Source organism: Streptomyces sp. NPDC059906 (assembly GCF_042730645.1).
In the GTDB taxonomy this organism is placed as follows: domain Bacteria; phylum Actinomycetota; class Actinomycetes; order Streptomycetales; family Streptomycetaceae; genus Streptomyces; species Streptomyces rubrogriseus.
In genome coordinates, this window is the sequence record NZ_JBHWKU010000054.1 from 1 (window position 1) to 22,567 (window position 22,567).

The 22,567-nt window shown below is 72.9% G+C and carries 20 protein-coding genes; all 20 read left to right on the forward strand.

Annotated elements, in window-relative coordinates:
• The first annotated feature begins 200 nt into the window (after window positions 1-200).
• Window positions 201-602 carry a nitroreductase family deazaflavin-dependent oxidoreductase gene (locus tag ACFV9J_RS39250; protein ID WP_115743038.1) on the forward strand — a complete coding sequence of 134 codons (402 nt, stop codon included), beginning with the start codon at window positions 201-203 and terminating at the stop codon, window positions 600-602.
• Entirely contained in the window at window positions 599-1,174 is a 576-nt protein-coding gene (locus ACFV9J_RS39255) for an NADPH-dependent FMN reductase (RefSeq protein ID WP_385362837.1), read from the forward strand. The genes ACFV9J_RS39250 and ACFV9J_RS39255 overlap by 4 nt, the downstream gene beginning before the upstream one ends.
• Before the next feature lie 73 nt (window positions 1,175-1,247).
• Complete coding sequence (locus tag ACFV9J_RS39260) at window positions 1,248-2,579, forward strand: cation:proton antiporter (RefSeq protein ID WP_385362839.1); 1,332 nt, start codon at window positions 1,248-1,250, stop codon at window positions 2,577-2,579.
• 138 nt (window positions 2,580-2,717) lie between these two features.
• Window positions 2,718-3,377, forward strand: coding sequence for a hemerythrin domain-containing protein (locus ACFV9J_RS39265; protein ID WP_115743041.1), 660 nt, complete (start codon window positions 2,718-2,720; stop codon window positions 3,375-3,377).
• Window positions 3,378-3,504: 127 nt separating this feature from the next.
• Complete coding sequence (locus tag ACFV9J_RS39270; RefSeq protein ID WP_385362842.1) at window positions 3,505-4,977, forward strand: MFS transporter; 1,473 nt, start codon at window positions 3,505-3,507, stop codon at window positions 4,975-4,977.
• 129 nt (window positions 4,978-5,106) lie between these two features.
• A complete protein-coding gene (locus ACFV9J_RS39275; protein WP_385362844.1) occupies window positions 5,107-6,060 on the forward strand; it encodes a MarR family winged helix-turn-helix transcriptional regulator in 954 nt (317 codons plus the stop codon).
• 182 nt (window positions 6,061-6,242) lie between these two features.
• Entirely contained in the window at window positions 6,243-7,955 is a 1,713-nt protein-coding gene (locus ACFV9J_RS39280; protein ID WP_385362846.1) for an NAD(P)/FAD-dependent oxidoreductase, read from the forward strand.
• 117 nt (window positions 7,956-8,072) lie between these two features.
• Window positions 8,073-8,657 (forward strand): flavin reductase family protein, encoded by a 585-nt coding sequence (locus tag ACFV9J_RS39285; RefSeq protein ID WP_385362848.1) that lies wholly within the window; start codon window positions 8,073-8,075, stop codon window positions 8,655-8,657.
• Window position 8,658: 1 nt separating this feature from the next.
• The gene (locus tag ACFV9J_RS39290; protein ID WP_385362850.1) at window positions 8,659-10,431 is read left to right on the forward strand and encodes an acetyl/propionyl/methylcrotonyl-CoA carboxylase subunit alpha; all 1,773 of its coding nucleotides are present in this window, start codon (window positions 8,659-8,661) and stop codon (window positions 10,429-10,431) included.
• Window positions 10,432-10,436: 5 nt separating this feature from the next.
• Entirely contained in the window at window positions 10,437-11,441 is a 1,005-nt protein-coding gene (locus ACFV9J_RS39295) for a hypothetical protein (RefSeq protein ID WP_385362852.1), read from the forward strand.
• 57 nt (window positions 11,442-11,498) lie between these two features.
• Window positions 11,499-12,965, forward strand: a complete 1,467-nt coding sequence (locus ACFV9J_RS39300) for an FAD-dependent monooxygenase (RefSeq protein WP_385362854.1) — start codon at window positions 11,499-11,501, stop codon at window positions 12,963-12,965.
• A 42-nt stretch (window positions 12,966-13,007) separates the two neighbouring features.
• Window positions 13,008-13,337: a TcmI family type II polyketide cyclase gene (locus ACFV9J_RS39305; RefSeq protein ID WP_061443596.1), complete on the forward strand. Its 330-nt coding sequence runs from the start codon at window positions 13,008-13,010 to the stop codon at window positions 13,335-13,337.
• Window positions 13,334-14,605 (forward strand): beta-ketoacyl-[acyl-carrier-protein] synthase family protein, encoded by a 1,272-nt coding sequence (locus ACFV9J_RS39310; RefSeq protein WP_385362856.1) that lies wholly within the window; start codon window positions 13,334-13,336, stop codon window positions 14,603-14,605. The genes ACFV9J_RS39305 and ACFV9J_RS39310 overlap by 4 nt, the downstream gene beginning before the upstream one ends.
• On the forward strand, window positions 14,602-15,819 hold the full coding sequence (locus tag ACFV9J_RS39315; RefSeq protein WP_385362858.1) for a ketosynthase chain-length factor: 1,218 nt from the start codon (window positions 14,602-14,604) through the stop codon (window positions 15,817-15,819). Before ACFV9J_RS39310 ends, ACFV9J_RS39315 begins: the two co-directional genes overlap by 4 nt.
• Before the next feature lie 240 nt (window positions 15,820-16,059).
• Window positions 16,060-16,332 (forward strand): acyl carrier protein, encoded by a 273-nt coding sequence (locus ACFV9J_RS39320; protein WP_385362860.1) that lies wholly within the window; start codon window positions 16,060-16,062, stop codon window positions 16,330-16,332.
• Window positions 16,333-16,452: 120 nt separating this feature from the next.
• Window positions 16,453-17,238: a 3-oxoacyl-ACP reductase FabG gene (gene fabG / locus ACFV9J_RS39325; protein ID WP_385362862.1), complete on the forward strand. Its 786-nt coding sequence runs from the start codon at window positions 16,453-16,455 to the stop codon at window positions 17,236-17,238.
• A gap of 38 nt (window positions 17,239-17,276) precedes the next feature.
• The gene (locus tag ACFV9J_RS39330; protein WP_385362864.1) at window positions 17,277-18,221 is read left to right on the forward strand and encodes an aromatase/cyclase; all 945 of its coding nucleotides are present in this window, start codon (window positions 17,277-17,279) and stop codon (window positions 18,219-18,221) included.
• 90 nt (window positions 18,222-18,311) lie between these two features.
• Complete coding sequence (locus tag ACFV9J_RS39335; protein WP_385362891.1) at window positions 18,312-20,600, forward strand: SDR family oxidoreductase; 2,289 nt, start codon at window positions 18,312-18,314, stop codon at window positions 20,598-20,600.
• A 4-nt stretch (window positions 20,601-20,604) separates the two neighbouring features.
• Window positions 20,605-22,065 (forward strand): MFS transporter, encoded by a 1,461-nt coding sequence (locus tag ACFV9J_RS39340; RefSeq protein ID WP_385362866.1) that lies wholly within the window; start codon window positions 20,605-20,607, stop codon window positions 22,063-22,065.
• A gap of 35 nt (window positions 22,066-22,100) precedes the next feature.
• Window positions 22,101-22,550 carry an acyl carrier protein gene (locus ACFV9J_RS39345; RefSeq protein ID WP_385362868.1) on the forward strand — a complete coding sequence of 150 codons (450 nt, stop codon included), beginning with the start codon at window positions 22,101-22,103 and terminating at the stop codon, window positions 22,548-22,550.
• Window positions 22,551-22,567: the final 17 nt, after the last annotated feature.

A 22,567-nucleotide genomic window follows, 5' to 3' on the forward strand; every position in this document is an offset into this window, starting at 1 on the left:
GGGGGCGGGTGGGCGGGGCCCCCGGGGCGGCCCCCCCCCCCCGGGCGGCCCGCCCGGGGGTGTCCGCGGGCCGGGCCGGGGGGCGGGGCGGGGCCGCCCCCGGGGGGGGCCGCGCGGGGGGCCGGCACCGCCGCAGAAGACACACAACGAAACAGCACACGGACGCGCAAGGACGCGCAAGGACGCGCAAGGAGGACGTCATGCCCATCGACAGAAAAGTCGCCCGGTTCAACCGGCGGTTCGCCAACCGGTTCGTCGGCCCCCTGTTCAGCCGCCTGCCGGGCTTCGGGAAGGTCCATCACCGGGGCCGCAAGTCCGGACGGGAGTTCGCCACGCCGGTCAAACTGTTCCGGCGCGGCACGGACATCGTCATCACGCTGCCGTACGGGCCCGGCTCCGACTGGGTCAAGAACGTGCTGGCGGCGGGCGGTTGCGAGATCACCACCCGGGGGCGCCGCATCCGGGTCACCGACCCCGTGGTCTTCACCGACGACGGCAGCACGCGCATGCCGGCGGTGACCCGCCGCATCCTGTCCCGGGTCGAGGCCACCGAGTTCCTCGCCCTGACGCCGGTGCCCGCGCCGCTGCCGGCGGGCCGGTGACGCCCGCGCCGGTCCGGGTCGCGCTCCTCGTCGGCTCGGCCCGCGAAGGACGGCTCGCCCCGGACGTGGCGGGCTGGTTCGCCGGGGTCGCCCGGCGGCGCGGGGACCTCGTCCTGGACGTCGTGGACGTGGCCCACCATCCGCTGCCGTCCGACCTGGCCGCGGACGACCCCGTGGCCGCGGCACTGCGTCCCCGGCTCGCGGGCGCCGAGGCCTATGCGGTGGTCGTGCCGGAGTACAACCGCAGTATTCCCGGGCCGCTGAAGACGCTGGTCGACAGCTTCCAGGCCGAGTGGCGGGCCAAGCCGGTCGGCTTCGTCGGCTACGGGCTCGGCGCGGCGGGCGGAGTGCGCGCGATCGAGCATCTGCGGCAGATCTTCGCCGAGTTCCACTGCGTGGGGATGAAGGACGTCGTCACCTTCCCCCGCGTGCTCGACCACTTCGACGCCGAGGGACGGTTTCCCGCCGAGCCCGAGCGGTGCGAGGCGGCCGCCAAGCTCATGCTCGACCAGCTGATGTGGTGGGCCGACGCCCTGCGCGCGGCCAAGGCGGCCCGCCCCTACGGCTCCTGACCCCTCCGGCGACCGCCGCGACGCCCACCCTGGGGCCCGCACCGCCCCGCCCCTCCCCGTCTCAGGAGACGTGATGGCCGCTGTTCCCGTCCCTCTCTCCGACCTCCTCATCGCCGTTCCGGCGGTGATCCTCGTCAGCCGGGCGGCCGCCCAGTTCCTGCGCCGGGCCGGTCAGCCACCGGTGGTCGGGGAGATCCTCGCCGGCATCCTGCTCGGCCCCTCCCTGCTGGGCGCGCTGTGGCCCGAGGGCCAGGCCTGGCTGTTCGGCCCGTCCGTGATCCCGTACATCGACATGCTCGGCAATGTCGGGCTGCTCGTCTTCATGTTCCTCGTCGGGCTGGAACTCGACCTCGGCGCGCTGCGCGGGGACCGCAGAACCGCCCTCGCCGTCTCCCAGGCGGGCACCGCCGTGCCGCTCGTGCTGGGTGCCCTGCTGGCGCTCGGCATGTACGGCCCGCTCGCCCCGGACGGCACCGACCGGCTCTCGTTCGTCCTGTTCATCGGGGTCGCGCTCAGCATCACCGCGTTCCCGGTCCTGGCCCGCATCCTCACCGATCGCGGGCTGTACCGCAGCCGGGTGGGCGCGCTCGCCATGGCCAGCGCGGCCGTCGGCGACGTGAGCGCATGGTGCCTGCTGGCCGCCGTCGTGGCGATCGCGAACAGCGGTTCGCCCTTCGACGCCGTCACGACCGCGCTCTACGCGACGGCCTTCGCCTGCGTCCTGTTCTACGTCGTCCGGCCGCTGCTGACCCGGTGGACCGCGCGGGCCGAACGCGGTCACTCCGACGCCGTGGTGCTGGTCGTGCTGTTCAGCGGCCTGTGCCTGTCCGGGTACGTCACCGATCTGATCGGTGTGCACGCGCTGTTCGGCGCCTTCCTGTTCGGTGTGATCGCCCCGCGCGGCAGCCGGCGGACCGCGACGGCGGCGATACGACTGCGTGCCTTCGCGGTGCCGGTACTGCTGCCGCTCTTCTTCGTGAGCACCGGGCTGCGGACCGACGTGTCGCTGCTGGGCGGCGGTTCGGCGCTGTGGTGGTGGGCCGGTGCCGTACTCGCCGTGGCGGGGCTGGGGAAGTGGGGCGGGGCCGCGCTCGCGGCCCGGCTGACCGGCAACGGGTGGCGCGATGCGATGTCCCTCGGCGCGCTGATGAACTGCCGGGGGCTGACCGAGCTGGTGGTGCTGGACATCGGTCTCGGCCTCGGGATCGTCGGCCCCGACCTGTTCACCGTGCTGGTGCTCATGGCCCTGGTGACCACGGCGATGACCACACCGGCGCTGAGCCTGATCCGCCGGACGGCGGACGCCCCGGACGCCCCGGACGCCCCGGACGGCCCGGACGGTCCCGGGGCACCTGAAGCCGCCGATGCGGAGAACCCCGTGCTGCAACCTGCCGAGCGGCGCTGACCTGCCCTTTCGCCATCCCCGTCAAGTCCTTGCACCACTGATGGTTGGTGAATTGCTAGTTGGAGTCTTGATAGATAAGCAAGTTGACGATACCGTCGCAGTACCGCACGGAGCAGTGAGGCGATGAGGGAGAGAGCCATGAACCAGGACTTCAAGAACCTCGACATGACGATGATGTTCGCGATCCACGACGCCCTGCGGCGCGAGCTGGAGCGCATCGCCCGGATCACCGCCCGGGTCGACGAGGACCCCCGGCACGTACTGAGCACCGCCGTCGGCTGGGAGCTGTTCAAGAAGTTCCTGACCGCGCACCACGTCTCGGAGGACGTCACCGTGTGGCCCCCGATGGAGCGCGCCCTGGCCGGCCGCCCGGACGAGCTGGCCCTGCTGGAGGCCATGGAGGCCGAGCACGCGGTGATCGAACCCCTGCTCGCCGACATCGACACGGCCCTCGCCGACCGGGAGTCCGGGCTGCAGCGCCTGGGGGGCCTGACCGACACCCTCGTCACGCAGCTCGGCGGCCACCTCGACCACGAGGAGCGGGACGCCCTCGCCCTGATGGACCTCACTCTGAGCCAGGAGGAGTGGACCGCCTTCAGCGCCGAGCAGCGCACCCGCATCGGCGACGACTCCACCCGCTACCTGCCCTGGCTGCTGGACGACATCGACGCCGCCAAGGTCGCCACCGTCCTCGGCAAGATGCCCGAACCACTGCGCCAGGCCTACGCCACCGAGTGGCGCGCCGCCTACGAGGACCTGGACATCTGGACCCCGAAGGCAGACGCCGCCCTGCGCTGAACCGCGGCCGCCGCCCGCCCCCGGGACCGCCGCACCCATCCTCTTCCCGCCACGGACGCCCATCCCCTTCCGCCACAGACGCCCATCCCCTTCCCGCCAGGGACATCAGAGACATCGGAGAGAACTCATGTCGCTGCAAGACCGCACCCAGGCCGTCCCCAAGGCCGCGGCGCCGCCGCGGCAGGGCGGCAGGCCCGGCCTCGCGCTGCTGGTCATCGCCGCAGCTCAGCTGATGCTGGTCCTCGACAACACCATCGTCGCCGTCGCCCTGCCGAGCATGCAGAGCGCCCTCGGCCTCAGCGAGTCCGGCCTCGGATGGGTCGTCACCGCCTACGCGCTGGCGTTCGGCGGCCTGCTGCTGGCCGGCGGCCGCGCCGGCGACCTCTTCGGCCGCCGCCGGGTCTTCCGCATCGGTCTGGTCCTGTTCACCGCCGCCTCCCTGCTCGGCGGCGTGGCCCAGAACGGGGAACTGCTCATCCTGGCCCGGGTGATCCAGGGCGCCGGCGCGGCCATCGCCGCCCCCACGGCCCTGTCGCTGCTGGCCACCACCTTCGAAGCCGGCCCCGCCCGCAACAAGGCGCTCGGGGTGTACGGCGCCATGGGCGGACTCGGCTCGGTCGTCGGCCTGCTGCTCGGCGGTGTGCTCACCGAGTTCCTGAGCTGGCGCTGGGTGATGTTCATCAACATCCCGATCGCCCTGGCCGTGCTGCTGGGCACCGGCGTCCTCGTCGAGGGCGACCGTGAGCGCGGCAAGGTCGACGTGCCCGGCGCGTTCGCCGCCACCTTCGGCTTCGGCGCCCTCGTCTTCGGCATCACCCGGGCAGGTGAGGAAGGCCTCGGTGACGGCCTCACCCTGATCGGGCTGGCCGCCGCCCTCGTCCTGCTGGTCGCCTTCGTCGCCATCCAGCGCGGCAGCCGGGCGCCCATGATCCCCCGGGGTCTGCTCGCCGACCGCAGCCGGGTCGGAGCCAACCTGATCATGTTCCTGGTCGGCGCCGGCATGCTCGCCACCTTCTACTTCCTCACCCTCTACATGCAGGTGGTCAAGGGCTACGAGCCGATGGTCACCGGCCTCGCGTACCTGCCCTTCGCACTCGGCATGGGCATCGCGGCCGGCGGTCTGGGCCCGCAGCTCCTGGCCCGGCTCTCCGAGCGTGCCGTCATCTCCGTGGGTCTGGTCGTCGGCATCGCGGGCATGGTCTGGTTCAGCTTCCTGGCCCCCGGCCAGAACCCGATGGTGGCGCTGCTGCCCGCCCAGCTGATCGTCGGCCTCGGGCTCGGCATGGTCTTCGTGACCGTCACCGTCATCAGCGTCCGAGGCGTCGAGCCGCAGGCCACCGGGGCCGCGTCCGGCCTGGTCAACACCGCCCAGCAGATCGGTGGAGCCATCGGCCTGGCCGGGCTGGCCGCCGCCGCCACCGTGGTCACCGAGAACGAGCTGCCGGGCAGCGTGCCCGACGCGCTGACCACCGGGTACTCCTACGGCTTCCTGCTCGGAGGCGGCCTGTACCTGCTGGCCCTGATCGTCGCCCTGGTGACCGCCCCCGCGACCGCCCCCCAGCCGCAGCGCGACATGCAGCACCCCCCGGTCGCGCTGTGACCCTCCGGCGGCCCCGCCTTGTCCCCCGGGGCGGGGCCGCCGGAGCCCCCCGACCACAGGACCGCGGGGCGGCACACGCCTCCGGATGCTCCCGGACGCGCCCGTATACTCGGGCAGGAGGTGCTGTTCTTGCGGTATGAACGCGACGCCGGGCGAGGCCCCGTCACACGGACCGAGGAGACCGCGGAAGTCCCCGGGGTGCTCCCGGAGGCACTCACCGACTTCATCGGCTACCTCCTGCGCCGGGTCCACGCCCAGTTCTCCTCGACCGGCACCGGCGGCGACGCGGACTCCCGCGACTTCCTGGTCCTGGACGCGCTGACCGGCCGCGACTGGGAGTCCCAGCTCGACCTGGCCGAGCGGCTCGGCATCAACCGCACCATCATGGTGTCGGTCATCGACCGCCTTGAGGAGCGCGGTGAGGTCCGGCGCACCCGCAACCCGGACAACCGTCGCCAGTACGTGCTCTCCCTGACGGACGAGGGCCGCCGGGCACTGGACGTCCGGCGGCGTGCGGTGGCCGAGCGGGACGCCCTGCTCACCTCCGTACTCACCCCCGACGAGACCGCCCGGCTCGACACCCTCCTCGCCCGTCTGCTGCCCGAGTCCGCGCAGTCCCTGGTCCAGGGCACCGAGTACCTGGTGGCCCAGGCCCACCACCGGCTGCGCCGGCTCGGCGACGAGAAGCTGGCCGGCACCGGTCTGCGGGTGCGCCACTACGGCCCGCTGTCCGCCCTGGCGACCTCCGGGCCCTGCGCCCAGCAGCGGCTCGCGGAACTGCTGGCGATCACCGGGCCCGCCGTCTCCCAGCTCGTGGACGAACTGGTCAAGCAGCAGCTCGTACGCCGGGGCCGCGACCCGCACGACCGGCGCCGCTACGCCCTCGAAGTGACCGACACCGGCCGGGAGAAGCTGGACACCGTGGCGCGGGCCGTGGCCGGCCTGGCGGCGGACGTGACGGACCTGCTCGGTTCCGGCGGCCCGGAGGAATTGCGCACCCTGCTGCTGAAACTCCTTTCCCCCACCCATTCCGGAAGCGCCTTCTCCGATATTTCCGCGCCTTCCGTTCCGGCCGGGGGTTGACCCACCGGGCAAAGGCTGTCACGCTTAATCCAGCGGTTCTCGCATGCCCTTTCCAGAATCTTCCAGAAGCCGTAACAAGGCTCTTCATTCCAAACGGAGTGAAGGGCCTTTTTTCATGCGGTCACACCGCCGCGCCCACCACCAAATCCCGCTGTGCACCGCCCCGACGAAGGAGACAGCTCATGGTCGCGACACGGACCGAAGGCATACCCGAACCGGCCGGCGTCCCCGAGGAGATGACCTTCGACGTCATCGTCCTGGGCTCGGGACTGGCCGGCTCCGTGACGGGGACGATCCTGGCCCGGCACGGCGCGAGAGTCCTGCTGGTCGACGCGGCCGCGCACCCTCGCTTCGCCATCGGCGAATCCATGACCCCGCAGCTCGTCGAGTGGATCCACATCCTCTCCGAACGGCACGGGATACCCGAGCTGAAGAGCCTGGCCAGCGTCCAGGCCTCCGCCCGGGACATCGCCCCGACCTTCGGCACCAAGGCGCACTTCGGGTTCATGAAGCACGAGGTCGGCAAGGAACCCGACCCCCGGCAGGCGACGCAGCTGGCGCTGCCGAAGATCTTCCACCAGAACAGCCACATGTTCCGCCAGGACAGCGACGCCTTCATGTTCCACGTGGCGATCAAGTACGGCTGCACCCCCCGCCAGAACTGGCGGGCGAGCGAGGTCGACTTCGACGACGACGGCGTGACGGTCCTCGGCAAGAGCGCCGCCCCCGGCGCCCAGCCCGAGCTGTACCGGGCGAAGTACCTGGTGGACGCCTCCGGGTTCCGCTCACCGCTCGCCGACAAGCTCGACCTGCGGGAACAGCCGGCCCGCTTCAAGCACCACTCCCGGTCGATGTTCACCCACTACGTCGGCATCAAGCGGTTCGACGACGTCAGCGGGCACCCCGCGGCACTCCGCCCGCCGGCCGACTGGCACACCGGCACCATGCACCATCTGATCGACCGCGGCTGGTTCTGGATCATTCCGTTCGACAATCACGAGAAGTCCCGGAATCCGCTGTGCAGCGTCGCGCTGACCATCGACGAGCGCACCTATCCGAAACCCAAGGACCTGTCCCCGGAGCAGGAATTCCAGCTCTTCCTGGACAAATACCCGGCAGTCAAGCGGCAATTCGACGGTGCCACCCGAGTGCGGGAATGGGTGTCCACCGACCGGCTGCAGTATTCCTCGAAACAGACCGTCGGCGACCGCTGGTGCCTGATGTCGCACGCGGCCGGCTTCCTCGACCCGCTGTTCTCCCGGGGGCTGTCGAACACGCTGGAAGTGGTGGACGCGCTGACCTCGCGTCTGGTGACCGCCCTGAAGGACGGCGACTTCTCGGCCGAGCGCTTCGAGTACGTCGAGCGCCTGGAGCAGGGGCTGCTCCAGTACAACGACGAGCTGGTGAACAGCTCGTTCATCTCCTTCTCCCACTTCCGGCTGTGGAACGCGGTCTTCCGGATCTGGGGTTCCTTCATCACCCCCGGCACCATGCGGCTGACCCGGGCCCGCCTCAAGCATCTGCGCGACGGCCGCAAGGAGCACTTCGACGAGCTGGAGAACGTCCCCCACCCGGGCCTGTGGTGGCCGCAGAGCGACTCCTTCAAGCAGCTGCTGGAGGCCACCGCGGAGACCTGCGAGAAGTACGAGGCGGGTGCGCTGACCGGTGACGAGGCCGCCGACATCGTCTTCAAGCTGATCGACGAGTCCCCGGTCGTCAACCCGGTCTTCGGCTGGAAGGACGAGAGCCGCCGCTTCATCTACCCCTCGACGGTGACGATGGCGCGCTTCCTGTACTGGGCCTCCGCGCAGGCGCCGGCCGAGATGAACAGCGTCGGCCGGGAGTTCCTGCTCGGCATCCTCAAGGCCGGCTCCAAGGTCCGCAAGCTCCTCTGACCCGCGCAGCCCCCTCAGACACCGCCAAGAGCCAAGAGCCAAGAGCCAAAAGGCAAAAGGCAAAAGGCAAAAGGCAAAAGGCAAAAGCCAAGACCCATGAGCCAGGAAGGGATGCCCATGTCCGCAGCAGCGCGGTCGCTGACCCGCGCCCCCGAGCAGCGCCGGCCCGTCGATCCCCTGGGCCTGCGCCGTGTGTGCGGCCTGTTCACGACCGGCGTCACCGTGATCACCACCGGATCGGAGGGCGAGGCGGACGGCACGACCGTCAACTCCTTCACCTCGGTCTCCCTGGAGCCCCCGCTCGTCCTGTTCTGTCTGCACCGGCGGTCCCGGCTGCACACCCTGCTGACCGGGAGCGGCGGGTTCACCGTCAACTTCCTCTCCGGCCGCCAGCAGTCGCTGGCCCGGCACTTCGCCGAGCGGCGGCCGGACATGCTCGCCGGGGTCCCGCACCACTTCAGCGCGGACGGACTGCCCGTGCTGAGCGAGGCGCTGGCCCATCTGACCTGCACGACGGTCGACGTCCACACGGCCGGTGACCACGACATCGTCGTCGGCGAGGTGGTGGACCTCGGAGCGCCGGAGCAGGGCCGCGAACCGCTGGTCTTCTTCGACGGTTCGCTGGGGCCGCTGCAGACCGGCGCCGGCCGGTTCCACCACGCGGCCCCGGACGCGCCGACGACGACCCGGCAGGCGTCCTGACATGCGGAGGGTGCTCATCGCCAATCGTGGCGAAATCGCTGTCCGCGTGGCCCGGGCCTGCCGGGACGCCGGGATCGCGAGCGTGGCCGTCTACGCGGATCCGGACCGGGACGCGTTGCACGTCCGTGCCGCTGATGAGGCGTTCGCCCTGGGTGGTGACACCCCCGCGACCAGCTATCTGGACATCGAGAAGGTCCTCAAAGCCGCGCGCGAGTCGGGCGCGGACGCGATTCACCCCGGCTACGGATTCCTCTCGGAGAACGCGGAGTTCGCGCAGGCGGTCCTGGACGCCGGTCTGACCTGGATCGGCCCGCCCCCGCACGCCATCCGCGACCTGGGCGACAAGGTCGCCGCCCGCCACATCGCCCAGCGGGCCGGCGCCCCCCTGGTCGCCGGGACCCCCGACCCGGTCTCCGGCGCGGACGAGGTCGTCGCCTTCGCCAAGGAGCACGGCCTGCCGATCGCGATCAAGGCCGCCTTCGGCGGCGGCGGCCGCGGCCTGAAAGTCGCCCGCACCCTGGAGGAGGTCCCCGAGCTGTACGATTCCGCCGTCCGCGAGGCGGTGGCCGCCTTCGGGCGCGGCGAGTGCTTCGTCGAGCGCTACCTCGACAAGCCCCGCCACGTGGAGACCCAGTGCCTGGCCGACACCCACGGCAACGTGGTCGTCGTCTCCACCCGCGACTGCTCGCTCCAGCGGCGCCACCAGAAGCTGGTGGAGGAGGCCCCGGCGCCCTTCCTCTCCGACACCCAGACGCAGGAGCTGTACGCGTCCTCCAAGGCGATCCTGAAGGAAGCCGGTTACGTCGGCGCGGGCACCGTGGAGTTCCTCGTCGGCATGGACGGCACGATCTCCTTCCTGGAGGTCAACACCCGCCTCCAGGTCGAGCACCCGGTCACCGAGGAAGTCGCCGGCATCGACCTGGTCCGCGAGATGTTCCGCATCGCCGACGGCGAGGAACTCGGCTACGACGACCCCGCCCTGCGCGGCCACTCCTTCGAGTTCCGCATCAACGGCGAGGACCCCGGCCGCGGCTTCCTGCCCGCCCCCGGCACCGTCACCCTCTTCGACGCCCCCACCGGCCCCGGCGTCCGCCTGGACGCCGGCGTCGAATCCGGCTCCGTCATCGGCCCGGCCTGGGACTCCCTGCTCGCCAAACTGATCGTCACCGGCCGCACCCGCGCCGAAGCACTCCAACGCGCGGCCCGCGCCCTGGACGAGTTCACCGTCGAGGGCATGGCCACCGCCCTCCCCTTCCACCGCACCGTCGTCCGCGACCCCGCTTTCGCCCCCGAACTCACCGGCTCCACCGACCCCTTCACCATCCACACCCGGTGGATCGAGACGGAGTTCGCCAACGACATCAAACCCTTCACCACCCCCGCCGACACCGAGACGGACGAGGAGTCGGGCCGTGAGACCGTCGTCGTCGAGGTCGGCGGCAAGCGCCTGGAAGTCTCCCTCCCCTCCAGCCTGGGCATGTCCCTGGCCCGCACCGGCCTGGCCGCCGGAGCCCGCCCCAAACGCCGCGCGGCCAAGAAGTCCGGCCCCGCCGCCTCCGGCGACACCCTCGCCTCCCCCATGCAGGGCACGATCGTCAAGATCGCCGTCGAGGAAGGCCAGGAAGTCCAGGAAGGCGACCTCGTCGTCGTCCTGGAAGCGATGAAGATGGAACAACCCCTCAACGCCCACCGCTCCGGCACCATCAAGGGCCTCACCGCCGAAGTCGGCGCCTCCCTCACCTCCGGCGCCGCCATCTGCGAAATCAAGGACTGACGGCCGTGGCAGCACTCAGCTACTCCGAAGCCGTGAGCGAGGCGCTGGAGCGTCTGCGTCCGGTCGGTTTCGAGCACGGCAGAAGCTTCGTCAACCACGCGCCGATGGCCGCCGAGGCCCTGGCTCACATGGGGTACGCCGACGAGGTGCCGGCGTGGGTCGAGCGGAACCTGCGCAGCCGCTCCTATCACGACGTGCCCGAGCGCCGCTGGCCCATCGACCCCGACGACCCCGCCGACTGGCGGGCCGCGCTCGGTGACTTCTCCCGGGTGGCCGACTGGACGGCGCTGTTCGAGAGGGAGTTGGCGCTGGGCCCGTGGCCCCAAGTGCTGGCCCGCTGGTGGCCCCGGCTGCTGCCCGGCATGTCCGCGGTGCTCACCCACGGGGTGATCCGTACCGCGCACGCGGTCCGGGCCGTGGCCGCCGCCCCCGGCGACAACCGGTTCCAGCTGGGCGAACTGGCCCAGGGCCTGGGCTACTGGGCCGCACGCCATTCGACCCACGGCATCGTCGCCGACCCCGACGACGTGCCGGGACCCGGACCCGCCCCGCACGCCGGGCACGACGGGGACGGAGGCCGCGACGGGGACGGAGGCCGCGACGAGGTCGCGCGGGCCCTGGACGCGCTCGTCGCCGAGTACGCCGGGATCTACGCCACCGTCTCCCAGCGCCACCCGATCCCCCTGATCCACGCCGTCACCGGGCCCGCCGCGGTGCGCCTGGTGGTCGACCACCTGCCGCCCGCGCAGCGCCGCCCGTCCTATCTGACCGCGCGGGCCGTCAGCCGCACGATGCTCGACTGGTTCCGCGCGGCGCCCGGCATCGCCGCCCCGGCACCGGCCGGCCCGCCCGCCCTGGCGGAGGTCTTCGCCAGGGCCGTGGAGATCGGCGACGAGCACACCATCAAGCTCGCCGAGGTCGCGGTGCGCCACGAGGCGTTCTCACCCGATCCCCGGCACGCGGCGGCCGCGCACCTGGCGAACCAGGCCATCGGGCGCCTGTCCCGCTGATCCGCCCCACACCCGTTCCCTGCCCCGCCCGCCCGGCGGGAGTTCCCGAGGAGTGTCATGGACGCACAAGTCATCGTCGTGGGCGCCGGGCCGGCCGGCATGATGCTCGCGGGCGAGCTGCGGCTCGCGGGCGTCGACGTCGTCGTACTGGAGAAACTCGCCGCCCGCACCGGAGAGTCACGGGGCCTCGGCTTCACCGCACGCACCATGGAGGTCTTCGACCAGCGGGGCCTGCTGTCCCGCTTCGGGGACGTCGAGGTCAGCAACGTGGGCCACTTCGGGGGCCTGCCGGTGGACTTCAGCGTGCTGGACGGCGCCCACCAGGCGGCCAAGAGCGTCCCGCAGTCGGTCACCGAGACCGTCCTGGAGGAGTGGTGCACCCGGCTCGGCGCCGACCTGCGGCGCCGCCACGAGGTGCGGTCCGTCACCGAGAAGGAGGACTGCGTCGAGGTCGAGGTGAGCGGCCCCGACGGGGTCCAGCGGCTGCGCTGCGAGTACCTGGTCGGCTGCGACGGCGGCCGCTCGGTGATCCGCAAGAAGGCCGGCTTCGACTTCCCCGGCACGCCCTCGACCCTCGAGATGTACCTCGCCGACGTCAAGGGCGTGGACCTGCAACCGCGGATGATCGGCGAGACCCTGGAAGGCGGCATGGTCATGGTCGGCCCGCTGCCCGGCGGGATCACCCGGCTGATCGTGTGCGAGCGCGGCACCCCGCCCAAGCGGCGCGAGCAGCCCCCGTCCTGGGACAAGGTCTCCGCGGCCTGGCAGCGGCTGACCGGCGACGACATCTCGCACGCCGAACCGGTGTGGCTGTCGGCCTTCGGCGACGGCACGCGGCAGGTCTCCCAGTACCGGCGCGGCCGGGTCTTCCTGGCCGGCGACTCCGCCCACATCCACCTCCCGGCCGGCGGCCAGGGCATGAACACCAGCATCCAGGACTCGGTGAACCTCGGCTGGAAGCTCGGCGCCGTGGTGCGCGGCCGGGCCCCCGAGTCGCTGCTCGACAGCTACCACGCCGAACGCCACCCGGTCGGGGAACGGCTGCTGATGAACACCCGGGCCCAGGGACTGCTGTTCCTGTCCGGACCCGAGGTGCAGCCGCTGCGCGACGTACTGACCGAACTGATCCGCTACCCCGAGGTCGCCCGGCACTTCGCGGCGATGGTCTCCGGCCTGGAGATCCACTACGACCTCGACGGCGGCTCCCACCCGCTGCTCGGCCGCCGCCTGCCCGATGTGGAACTGAGCGGCCACAAGCTGCTGTCCCGCAGCACCGAGGCGCTGCGGGCCGGACGCGGTGTGCTGCTGGACCTCGCCGACAACGGCCGGCTGCGCGAGCGGGCCCGGCCCTGGCTGGACCGGATCGACGTCGTCACCGCCGCCCCCGTACTGCCCGAGGACAGCGCCCTGGCCCGCACCACCTCCGTACTGGTCCGCCCCGACGGCTACGTGGCCTGGGCGGCCCCCGGCAGCCACGCCGACCTGCCCATGGCCCTGGAGCGCTGGTTCGGACCGGCCCGCTGACCCGCCCGCCCGCACCCGCCCCACCCGCCCAGAGGAGAGACCATGCACAGCACGTTGATCGTCGCCCGGATGGACCCGGGCAGCAGCACCGAGGTCGCCCGGCTCTTCGGTGAGTTCGACGGCACCGAGATGCCCCACCTGATGGGCACCCGGCGCCGCCAGCTCTTCGCCTACCGCGGCCTCTACTTCCACCTTCAGGACTTCGACGGCGACAACGGCGGCGAGCTGATCGAGCAGGCCAAGACCGACGACAGGTTCGTGCGGATCAGCGAGGACCTCAAGCCGTTCATCCAGGCGTACGACCCCGCGACCTGGCGCTCGCCCGCCGACGCCCTCGCCACCCGCTTCTACGACTGGGAGGGCCGGGCGTGAGCGCCAGACGAGTGGTCATCACCGGCGTCGGCGTCACCGCGCCCGGCGGGGTGGGCCGGAAGAACTTCTGGAGCCTGCTCAGCGAGGGCCGCACCGCCACCCGGGGGATCACCTTCTTCGACCCCTCCGCCTTCCGGTCCCGGGTCGCCGCCGAGATCGACTTCGACCCCGAGGAACACGGGCTGAGTCCCCAGGAGATCCGCCGGATGGACCGGGCGGCCCAACTGGCGGTGGTCACCGCCCGCGAGGCGCTCGCCGACAGCGGACTCGACCTCTTGGGCGCCGACCCGTACCGGGTCGGGGTCACCATCGGCAGCGCGGTCGGCGCCACCATGGGCCTGGACCAGGAGTACCGCGTCGTCAGCGACGGCGGCCGGCTCGACCTCGTGGACCACCGCTACGCGGTGCCGCACCTGTACAACTACCTCGTGCCCAGCTCCCTGGCCGCCGAGGTGGCGTGGGCGGCGGGCGCCGAGGGCCCGGCCACGGTCGTCTCCACCGGCTGCACCTCCGGGCTCGACTCCGTCGGGCACGCGGTGGAGCTGATCCGCGAGGGTTCGGCGTGCGCCGTGGTGGCCGGGGCCACCGACGCGCCCATCTCACCGATCACCCTGGCCTGCTTCGACGCCATCAAGGCCACCACGCCCCGCAACGACGACCCGGAACACGCCTCGCGGCCCTTCGACGGCACCCGCAACGGTTTCGTGCTCGGCGAGGGCTCCGCGGTGTTCGTGCTGGAGGAACTGGAGGCCGCCCGGCGGCGCGGCGCGCACATCTACGCCGAGATCGCCGGCTACGCCTCGCGCTGCAACGCCTTCCACATGACGGGACTGCGCCCGGACGGCGCCGAGATGGCCGAGGCCATCACGGTCGCGCTGGACGAGGCCCGGCTCAACCCCGAGGACGTCGACTACATCAACGCGCACGGCTCGGGCACCAAGCAGAACGACCGCCACGAGACCGCCGCCTTCAAGAAGAGCCTGGGCGACCACGCCTACCGGACGCCGGTGTCCTCCATCAAGTCCATGGTCGGACACTCGCTCGGCGCGATCGGCTCGATCGAGATCGCCGCCTCGGTCCTCGCCATGGAGCACGGCGTGGTGCCGCCGACGGCCAACCTGCACACCCCCGACCCCGAGTGCGACCTCGACTACGTACCGCTGACGGCGCGCGAGCACCGCACCGACGCGGTGCTGACCGTCGGCAGCGGGTTCGGCGGCTTCCAGAGCGCGATGGTGCTCGCCCGACCGGAGAGGAGCGCCGCATGAGCACGGCCACCGCACGGACCGTGGTGACGGGGCTCGGCATCGCCGCGCCCAACGGCCTGGGCACGGCCGACTACTGGGCGGCCACCCGGGCCGGGAAGAGCGGCATCGGCCGCATCACCCGCTTCGACCCCTCCTCGTACCCGGCGCGGCTGGCCGGCGAGGTGCCCGGCTTCAACGCGGCCGACCACCTGCCCAACCGGCTGCTGGCGCAGACCGACCGGATGACCCGGCTCGCCCTCGTGGCGGCCGACTGGGCGCTGGCCGACGCCGGCACCGTGCCCGCCGACCTGCCCGCCTACGACATGGGCGTGGTCACCGCGAGCTGCTCCGGCGGCTTCGAGTTCGGCCAGGGCGAGCTGCGCAACCTGTGGAGCCGGGGCAGCCAGTACGTCTCCGCCTACCAGTCCTTCGCCTGGTTCTACGCCGTCAACAGCGGCCAGATCTCCATCCGCAACGGCATGAAGGGCCCGAGCGGCGTCGTCGTCTCCGACCAGGCCGGCGGGCTGGACGCGCTGGCGCACGCGCGGCGGCAGATCCGCAAGGGCACCCGGCTGATCATGTCCGGGTCGATCGACGCCTCGATCTGCCCGTGGGGCTGGGTGGCGCAGCTGGCCGGCGGCCGGCTGACCACCGAGCAGGAGCCCGAGCGGGCCTATCTGCCCTTCGACGCGGCGGCGAGCGGACACGTGCCCGCCGAGGGCGGCGCGCTGCTCGTCCTGGAGTCGGAGCGGTCGGCCGCCGAGCGCGGCGCCCGGGTGTACGGCGAGATCGCGGGCTACGGGGCCACGTTCGACCCCGCCCCCGGCAGCGGCCGGCCGCCGGGCCTGCGCAAGGCGATCGAACTCGCCCTCGCGGACGCGGGCGTGGACGCGGGCGACGTCGACGTCGTCTTCGCGGACGCGGCCGCGGTGCCGGAGCTGGACCGGGCGGAGGCGGACGCGCTCAACGCGGTCTTCGGGCCGCACGGCGTGCCGGTCACCGCGCCCAAGACGATGACCGGACGCCTCTACTCGGGTGCCGCCCCGCTGGACGTGGCGACCGCCCTGCTCGCCGCCCGGGACGGCCTCGTCCCCGCCACCACCCACGTCGAACCGGACACCTCCTACGACCTCGACCTGGTCACCGAGGCGCGCCCCGCCGACCTCCGCACCGCCCTGGTCCTCGCCCGGGGCGAGGGCGGCTTCAACTCGGCCCTGGTCGTCCGCACCCCCTGACCTCCCGCCCCACGAGCACGGCCGGCCGCCGCCGGACGCCACCCGGCCTCCCCCCTCCCCTCCGCCCGGCCGGCGCACGCCCCGGCTCCGGCGGGGCCGGTCTTCCCGTGCTCCCCCCAACGCGCCCGCCTCCCGGTCCGTCATCCGTGTCCCCCACGCCGGACCGGGCGGCGGGCGTTCGTCCGTCCGCGTCCCGGGGCCCGCCCGGGACGCGGGGCACCGACAGAGAGGACCCCACCCATGCCCACGCAGTCCTTCACCCTCGACGACCTCCGGCGCGTCCTGCTGGAGGCGGCAGGCGCCGACGAGAGCGTGGATCTCGACGGCGACATCCTCGACACCGACTTCGAGGAGCTCAGCTACGAGTCCCTGGCCATCCTCGAGACCTGCGGCCGCATAGAGCGGGAGTACGGCATCACGCTCGACGACTCCGTGGTGACCGAGGCGAAGACGCCCCGGGCCCTGCTGGGCCTGGTCAACACCCAGCTCGCCGGCCTGCCCGCCGCCGCCTGACCCGCCTGTCCCGGGCCCCCCACCGCCCGCCGCGGCCGGGTCACCCCAGGGCCTGTCCCGGCCCGGCCGCGGCGGCACCGGACGCGCCGTCCACCCAGCACCCACAAGGGAGTACCAGTCATGTCCGACAAGCATCAGCGGGTCGCCCTCGTCTCCGGGGCCACCAGCGGCATCGGCCGCGCCGCCGCGCGGCTGCTGGCCGAACAGGGACACCGGGTCTTCATCGGCTCCCGCGATCCCGAGAACGTCGGCACCACCGTGAAGGAACTGCGCGCCGAGGGCCTCGACGTCGACGGCTCCGTCCTGGACGTCCGCTCCGCGCTGTCCATCGAGACCTTCGTCCAGTCCGCCGTGGACCGCTACGGCACCGTGGACGTCCTGGTCAACAACGCGGGCCGGTCCGGCGGCGGCGTCACCGCCGACATCGAGGACGAACTCTGGTACGACGTCGTCGAGACCAACCTGAACAGCGTCTTCCGGCTGACCCGCGCCGTGCTGACCACCGGCGGCATGCGCGGCAAGGACCGCGGCCGGATCATCAACATCGCCTCCACCGCGGGCAAGCAGGGCGTGGTCCTCGGCGCCCCCTACTCCGCCTCCAAGCACGGCGTGGTCGGTTTCACCAAGGCCCTCGGCAACGAACTCGCCCCCACCGGCATCACCGTCAACGCCGTCTGCCCCGGCTACGTGGAGACGCCGATGGCGCAGCGCGTGCGCGCCGGATACGCCGCCGCCTACGACACCACCGAGGACGCCATCCTCGACAAGTTCCAGGCCAAGATCCCGCTCGGGCGCTACTCCACGCCCGAGGAGGTGGCCGGCCTCGTCGGCTACCTCGCCTCCGACACCGCCGCGTCCATCACCGCACAGGCCCTGAACGTCTGCGGCGGCCTCGGCAACTTCTGACCCGGCCACCACCGCCCACCCCGACGAGGAGATCCCCCATGCCCGCATCCGAGCCACGGGAAGTCGAGCACGAGATCACGGTCTCGGCCCCGGCCGGCGACGTCTACCGACTCATCGCCGACGTGGCGAACTGGCCACGCGTCTTCCCGCCGACCATCTACGTCGACCACCTGGAGCGCTCCGGCGACGAGGAACTGATCAGGATCTGGGCCACCGCCAACGGCGAGGCCAAGAACTGGACCTCGCGCCGGGTCCTGGACCCCGGAAACCTGCGGATCACCTTCCGGCAGCAGGTCTCCACGCCCCCGGTCGCCACCATGGGCGGCACCTGGATCGTCGAGCCGGCCGGCGAGCACACCGCGCGCGTCCGGCTGCTCCACGACTACACGGCCGTCGACGACGACCCCGCCGGCCTGGCCTGGATCGAGGAGGCCGTCGACCGCAACTCCCGCACGGAGCTGGCGGCGCTGAAGACCAACGTCGAACTCGCCACCGCCTCCGAGGAACTGACCTTCTCCTTCGAGGACACCGTCGCCATCGAGGGCTCCGCCAAGGACGCCTACGACTTCGTCAACGAGGCCGGCCGGTGGGCCGAGCGGCTGCCGCACGTGGCGACCGTGCGCCTCACCGAGGACACCCCCGGCCTGCAGACCCTGGAGATGGACACCCGGGCCAAGGACGGCTCCACCCACACCACCCGGTCCTACCGGGTGTGCCTGGAGGGCCGGAAGATCGCCTACAAGCAGACCACGCTGCCGGCCCTGATGAGCCTGCACACCGGCTACTGGACCTTCCGCGACACGGACACCGGCGCCACCGCGTCCTCGCAGCACACCGTCGTGCTGCGCCCCGAGAACATCGAGCGGATCCTGGGACCCGAGGCGGGGGTCGCCGAGGCCCGCGAGTACGTGCGCACCGCGCTGAGCACCAACAGCCGGGCCACGCTGGGCCATGCCCGGGACCACGCCGAGGCGAGGCGCTGACCCGTGTCCGGTGCCGACACGGCCGACACAGCCGACACAGGCACAGCCGCCCCGCAGGTCGTCGTGGTCGGGGCGGGCCCCGTCGGGCTGATGCTCGCCGGCGAACTGCGGCTCGGCGGCGCCGAGGTGACCGTGCTGGAACGGCTGGACACCCCGACCACCGAGTCCCGCGCGTCCACGCTGCACGCGCGGACGATGGAGATCCTTGGGCAGCGCGGTCTGCTGGACGCCCCCGGCGGCTTCGCGGACCCGCTCCCGCCGTGCGAGCCGCGGGGCCACTTCGGCGGCCTCCCCCTGGACCTGACGCTGCCCAGCTCCCACCCCGGGCAGTGGAAGGTCCCGCAGGTGCGCACCGAGGCGATCCTCGGCGCCCGGGCGGAACGCCTCGGGGCGCGCGTGCTGCGCGGCCACCGCGTCGTCTCCGTCGAGCAGGACGCCCACCGGGTACGGGTGGTGGCCGAGCACGCGGGCCGGCGCACCACGTTCACCGCCCGCTACGCCGTGGGCTGCGACGGCGAGCGGTCGGCCGTACGCCGGCTGGCCGGAATCGGCTTCCCGGGCGCCGACGCCGAACGGGAGCTGCTGCGCGCCGACGTCGACGGCATCGAGATCCCCGACCGGCGCTTCCAGCGGCTGCCGAAGGGGCTGGCGATCGCGGCCCGGCGCGGCGACGGCGTCACCCGCGTGATGGTCCACCGCTTCGGTTCCCCGCCGCGCGGCGCCGGGGAACCGGACTTCGAGGACGTCGTGGCGGCCTGGCGGGACGTCACCGGCGAGGACGTCGGTGGCGGCACCCCGCTGTGGGTGAACTCCTTCGGGGACGCCTCCCGGCAGGCCGAGCACTACCGCCGGGGGCGGATCCTGCTGGCCGGCGACGCCGCCCACCAGCAGATGCCGATCGGCGGCCAGGCACTCAACCTGGGCCTCCAGGACGCGGTCAACCTGGGCTGGAAACTCGCGGCCACCGTGTCCGGCCGGGCCCCCGAAGGCCTCCTGGACACGTACCACCAAGAGCGGCACGCGGTCGGACGGCGCGTGCTGTCCACCATCCGCGCGCAGGCCCGCCTGCTGCTCGGCGGCCCCGAGGTGGAGGCGCTGCGCTCGGTGATCGGCGAACTGATCCCGTACGAACCGGTCCGGACCCACCTGGCCGGACTGATCAGCGGTCTCGACGTCCGCTACGGCGCGGACGAGGACCCGGCCCCGGTGGGCGCGCGGCTGCCCGGCCCGCCGCCCGGCGACCACGGCGGCACGCGGGAGGCCCTGCGCCGGGCCCGCGGGGTGCTCCTCGTGGCGAGGGGCGACGGGGAGCCGCGCGAGGCCCTCGTGCGCGCCGCACGCCCCTTCGCGGGTGCCGTCGACACCGTGACCGTCCCGCCGGCCGGGGACGGCCCGCTGCGGGACGCCGCCGCCGTCCTCGTCCGCCCCGACGGCCACATCGCCTGGACGGGCGACGCACCGGACGGCCTGCGGACGGCGCTCGCCCACTGGTTCGCCCCCGACGAGGAGGCCGGAACGGCCCCCCACCGCGACGGGCACACCGACGGGCGCCGGCGCCCCGCACGCCACCCCGCCGCACGACACCAAGGCGCACAACCTCACGGCAGGAGAGAGAACATGGGCAGTCTGACCGGACGCACGGCGCTCGTCACGGGCGCCAGCCGGGGCATGGGACGGGCCACCGCCGAGCGGCTGGCCCGCGACGGCGCACTCGTCGTCGTGCACTACGGCACCAACGAGGACGCGGCCGCCGAAGTCGTCGACGGCATCGAGCGGGACGGCGGACGGGCGTTCGCCGTGCGGGCCGAACTCGGCGCCCCCGGCGACGTGCACGAGCTGTTCCTCGCCCTGGAGGAGGGGCTGAAGGAGCGCACCGGCTCCACCGAACTGGACATCCTGGTCAACAACGCCGGGGTGATGGGCGGCGTCAAGCCCGAGGACACCACGCCGGAGCAGTTCGACCGGATCGTCGCCGTGAACGCCAGGGCGCCGTTCTTCATCATCCAGCGGGCGCTCGCCAACATGCCCGACGGCGGCCGGATCGTGAACGTCTCCTCCGGACTGACCCGGTTCGCCAACCCCGACGAGATCGCCTACGCGATGAGCAAGGGCGCCGTGGAGCAGCTCGCGCTGCACTACGCGAAGGCGCTCGGCCCGCGCCGCATCACGGTGAACAGCGTCGCCCCGGGCATCACCCGCAACGGCAACCCGCTGTTCGACGTCCCCGAGGCGGTCGAGGCGATGGCCGCGCTGTCCGCCTTCAACCGGGTCGGCGAACCGCGGGACGTCGCCGACGTCGTCGCCTTCCTGGTGTCCGACGACGCCCGCTGGATCACCGGCTCCTTCGTCGACGCCAGCGGCGGCACCCTCCTGGGCTGACGACATGACCAGGACCGTTCCCGGGCCGGTGGCCGACGCCGGGGAAGGACGGTGGAGCCCCCGGCTGTGGGGGCTGCTGCTGGTCCTCGCCGGCAACATGCTCATCGACGCGCTCGAGGTGTCCGTGGCGGTGGTGGCGCTGCCCTCCATCGGCACGGACCTCGGGCTGCCCCTGACGAGCGCGCAGTGGGCGATGACCGGCTTCGCCGCCGGCTTCGGCGCCCTCATGCTCTTCGGGACCCGGCTGGTGGCGCTGCTGGGCCGTCGCCGGGTCTATCTGGTGGCGCTCCTCGGGTTCGCCGCCGCCTCCCTGCTCAGCGCCTTCGCCCAGGAGCCCGCGCTGCTCGTCGCGACCCGGCTGGTCAAGGGGTTCTGCGCCGCGCTGACGGCCCCCACGGGGCTGGCCATCATCGCCACCGCCTTCCCCGAGGGCCGTGCCCGCAGCCGTGCCGTCTCCGTCTACACCCTCTTCGGCGCCGGCGGGTTCACCGCGGGCCTGCTGCTGTCCGGCTGGCTGAGCACGTACAGCTGGCGGCTGGCCTTCGCCTTCCCGGCCCCCGTCGTCCTGCTGCTCTTCGCCGCCGCGCTGCGCCTGGTCCCCGGCGGCGACGGCCCGCCGGGCGGCCGCCCGGCCACCCCCCGGCACTACGGCGTGCGGGGCGCGGCCGCCCTCACGGGCGCGCTGCTCGCCCTCGTGCACGGCGTCACCGCGCTGCCCGGGCACGGCTGGGGCGACGTCCGCTTCCTCGGGTCCGTGGCGGCGGCGGCCGTGCTGCTGGCGTGGTTTCGGGCGCTGGAACGCGCCGCGCCGGCCCCGCTGCTGCCTCTCGGGCTGCTGCGCAGCGGGGCCCTGATCCGCTCGGCCCTCGGCGCGGCCTGCCTCAACGGCTCCTATCTCGGGCTGCTGTTCGTGCTGACGTACCAGACGCAGACCCTCGCCGGCTGGTCACCGCCGGTGGCGGCCGCGGCCCTGCTGCCGGCCGCCGTGCCACCGGCGCTCACCGCGCTCGCCTCGGGGCGGCTGATCGCCCGGTTCGGTGCGCCGCGCCTCGTCGCGGCCGGTGCCGCCAGCGCGTTCGCCGGCTGTCTGCTGCAACTGCGGTCCGGCTGGCCACTGGACTACACCGGGCGGCTGCTGCCCACGCTGCTGCTGGTCGGGCTGGGCTTCGTGCTGTCCTTCGCCGCGCTCAACGTGCAGGCCACCTCCGGGCTGGCGCCCGCCGACCGCGGTGCGGGCAGCGGGCTCTACCAGACCGCCGTGCAACTCGGCGCGGTCCTCGCGGTCGCGCTGGTCGCGGCGCTGCTCGCCGGTGCGGGCGGGGACGGCGGGCCCGCGGCCCGGCTCGCCGCCTGCCGCCCGGCGCTGGTCCTGGTGGCCGCGCTCGGCGGTCTCGGCGTGCTCACCTCGCTCTTCGGACTCGCCGGTCCCGGCGCCGCGGGCCGCCCGGCCGCACCCCGCACCTGACGTTCACTCCTTCCACTCCACGACGGGGGACGATCATGGATCTGACCACGAAGAACTGGGTCTTCGACGACCTGGACGACCTGGCCGACCTCGACTACGAGTTCGAGCGGGACCACGTCGCCGAGCCGGAGCCGCCCGACCTGGCGCACCTGGCCGCCTGCGACCCGGCCGAGCGCACCCGCCTCATCGACGTCTACGTACGGGGCGAACTGGCCCGCGTGCTGCGGGTGCCGCCGGACACGATCGACACCGTGGGGCGCCCCATGAACAGCCTGGGCATCGGGTCCATCAACGGCCTCGAACTGCAACGCCGCATGGAGGCCGTGCTGCGGGTCGACGTCAACCTCAACCGGCTGCTGCGGGCCAACAGCGCGGCCGAGCTGATCGACTGCCTGGCCGGACAGCTCGGCCCCGAGGACAGCCTCCACAAGCACGACGGGCGCGGCGACCACCTCGTCGCGCACGACGCGCTGGGCACGACGTGATCGGACAGCTCGCGCAC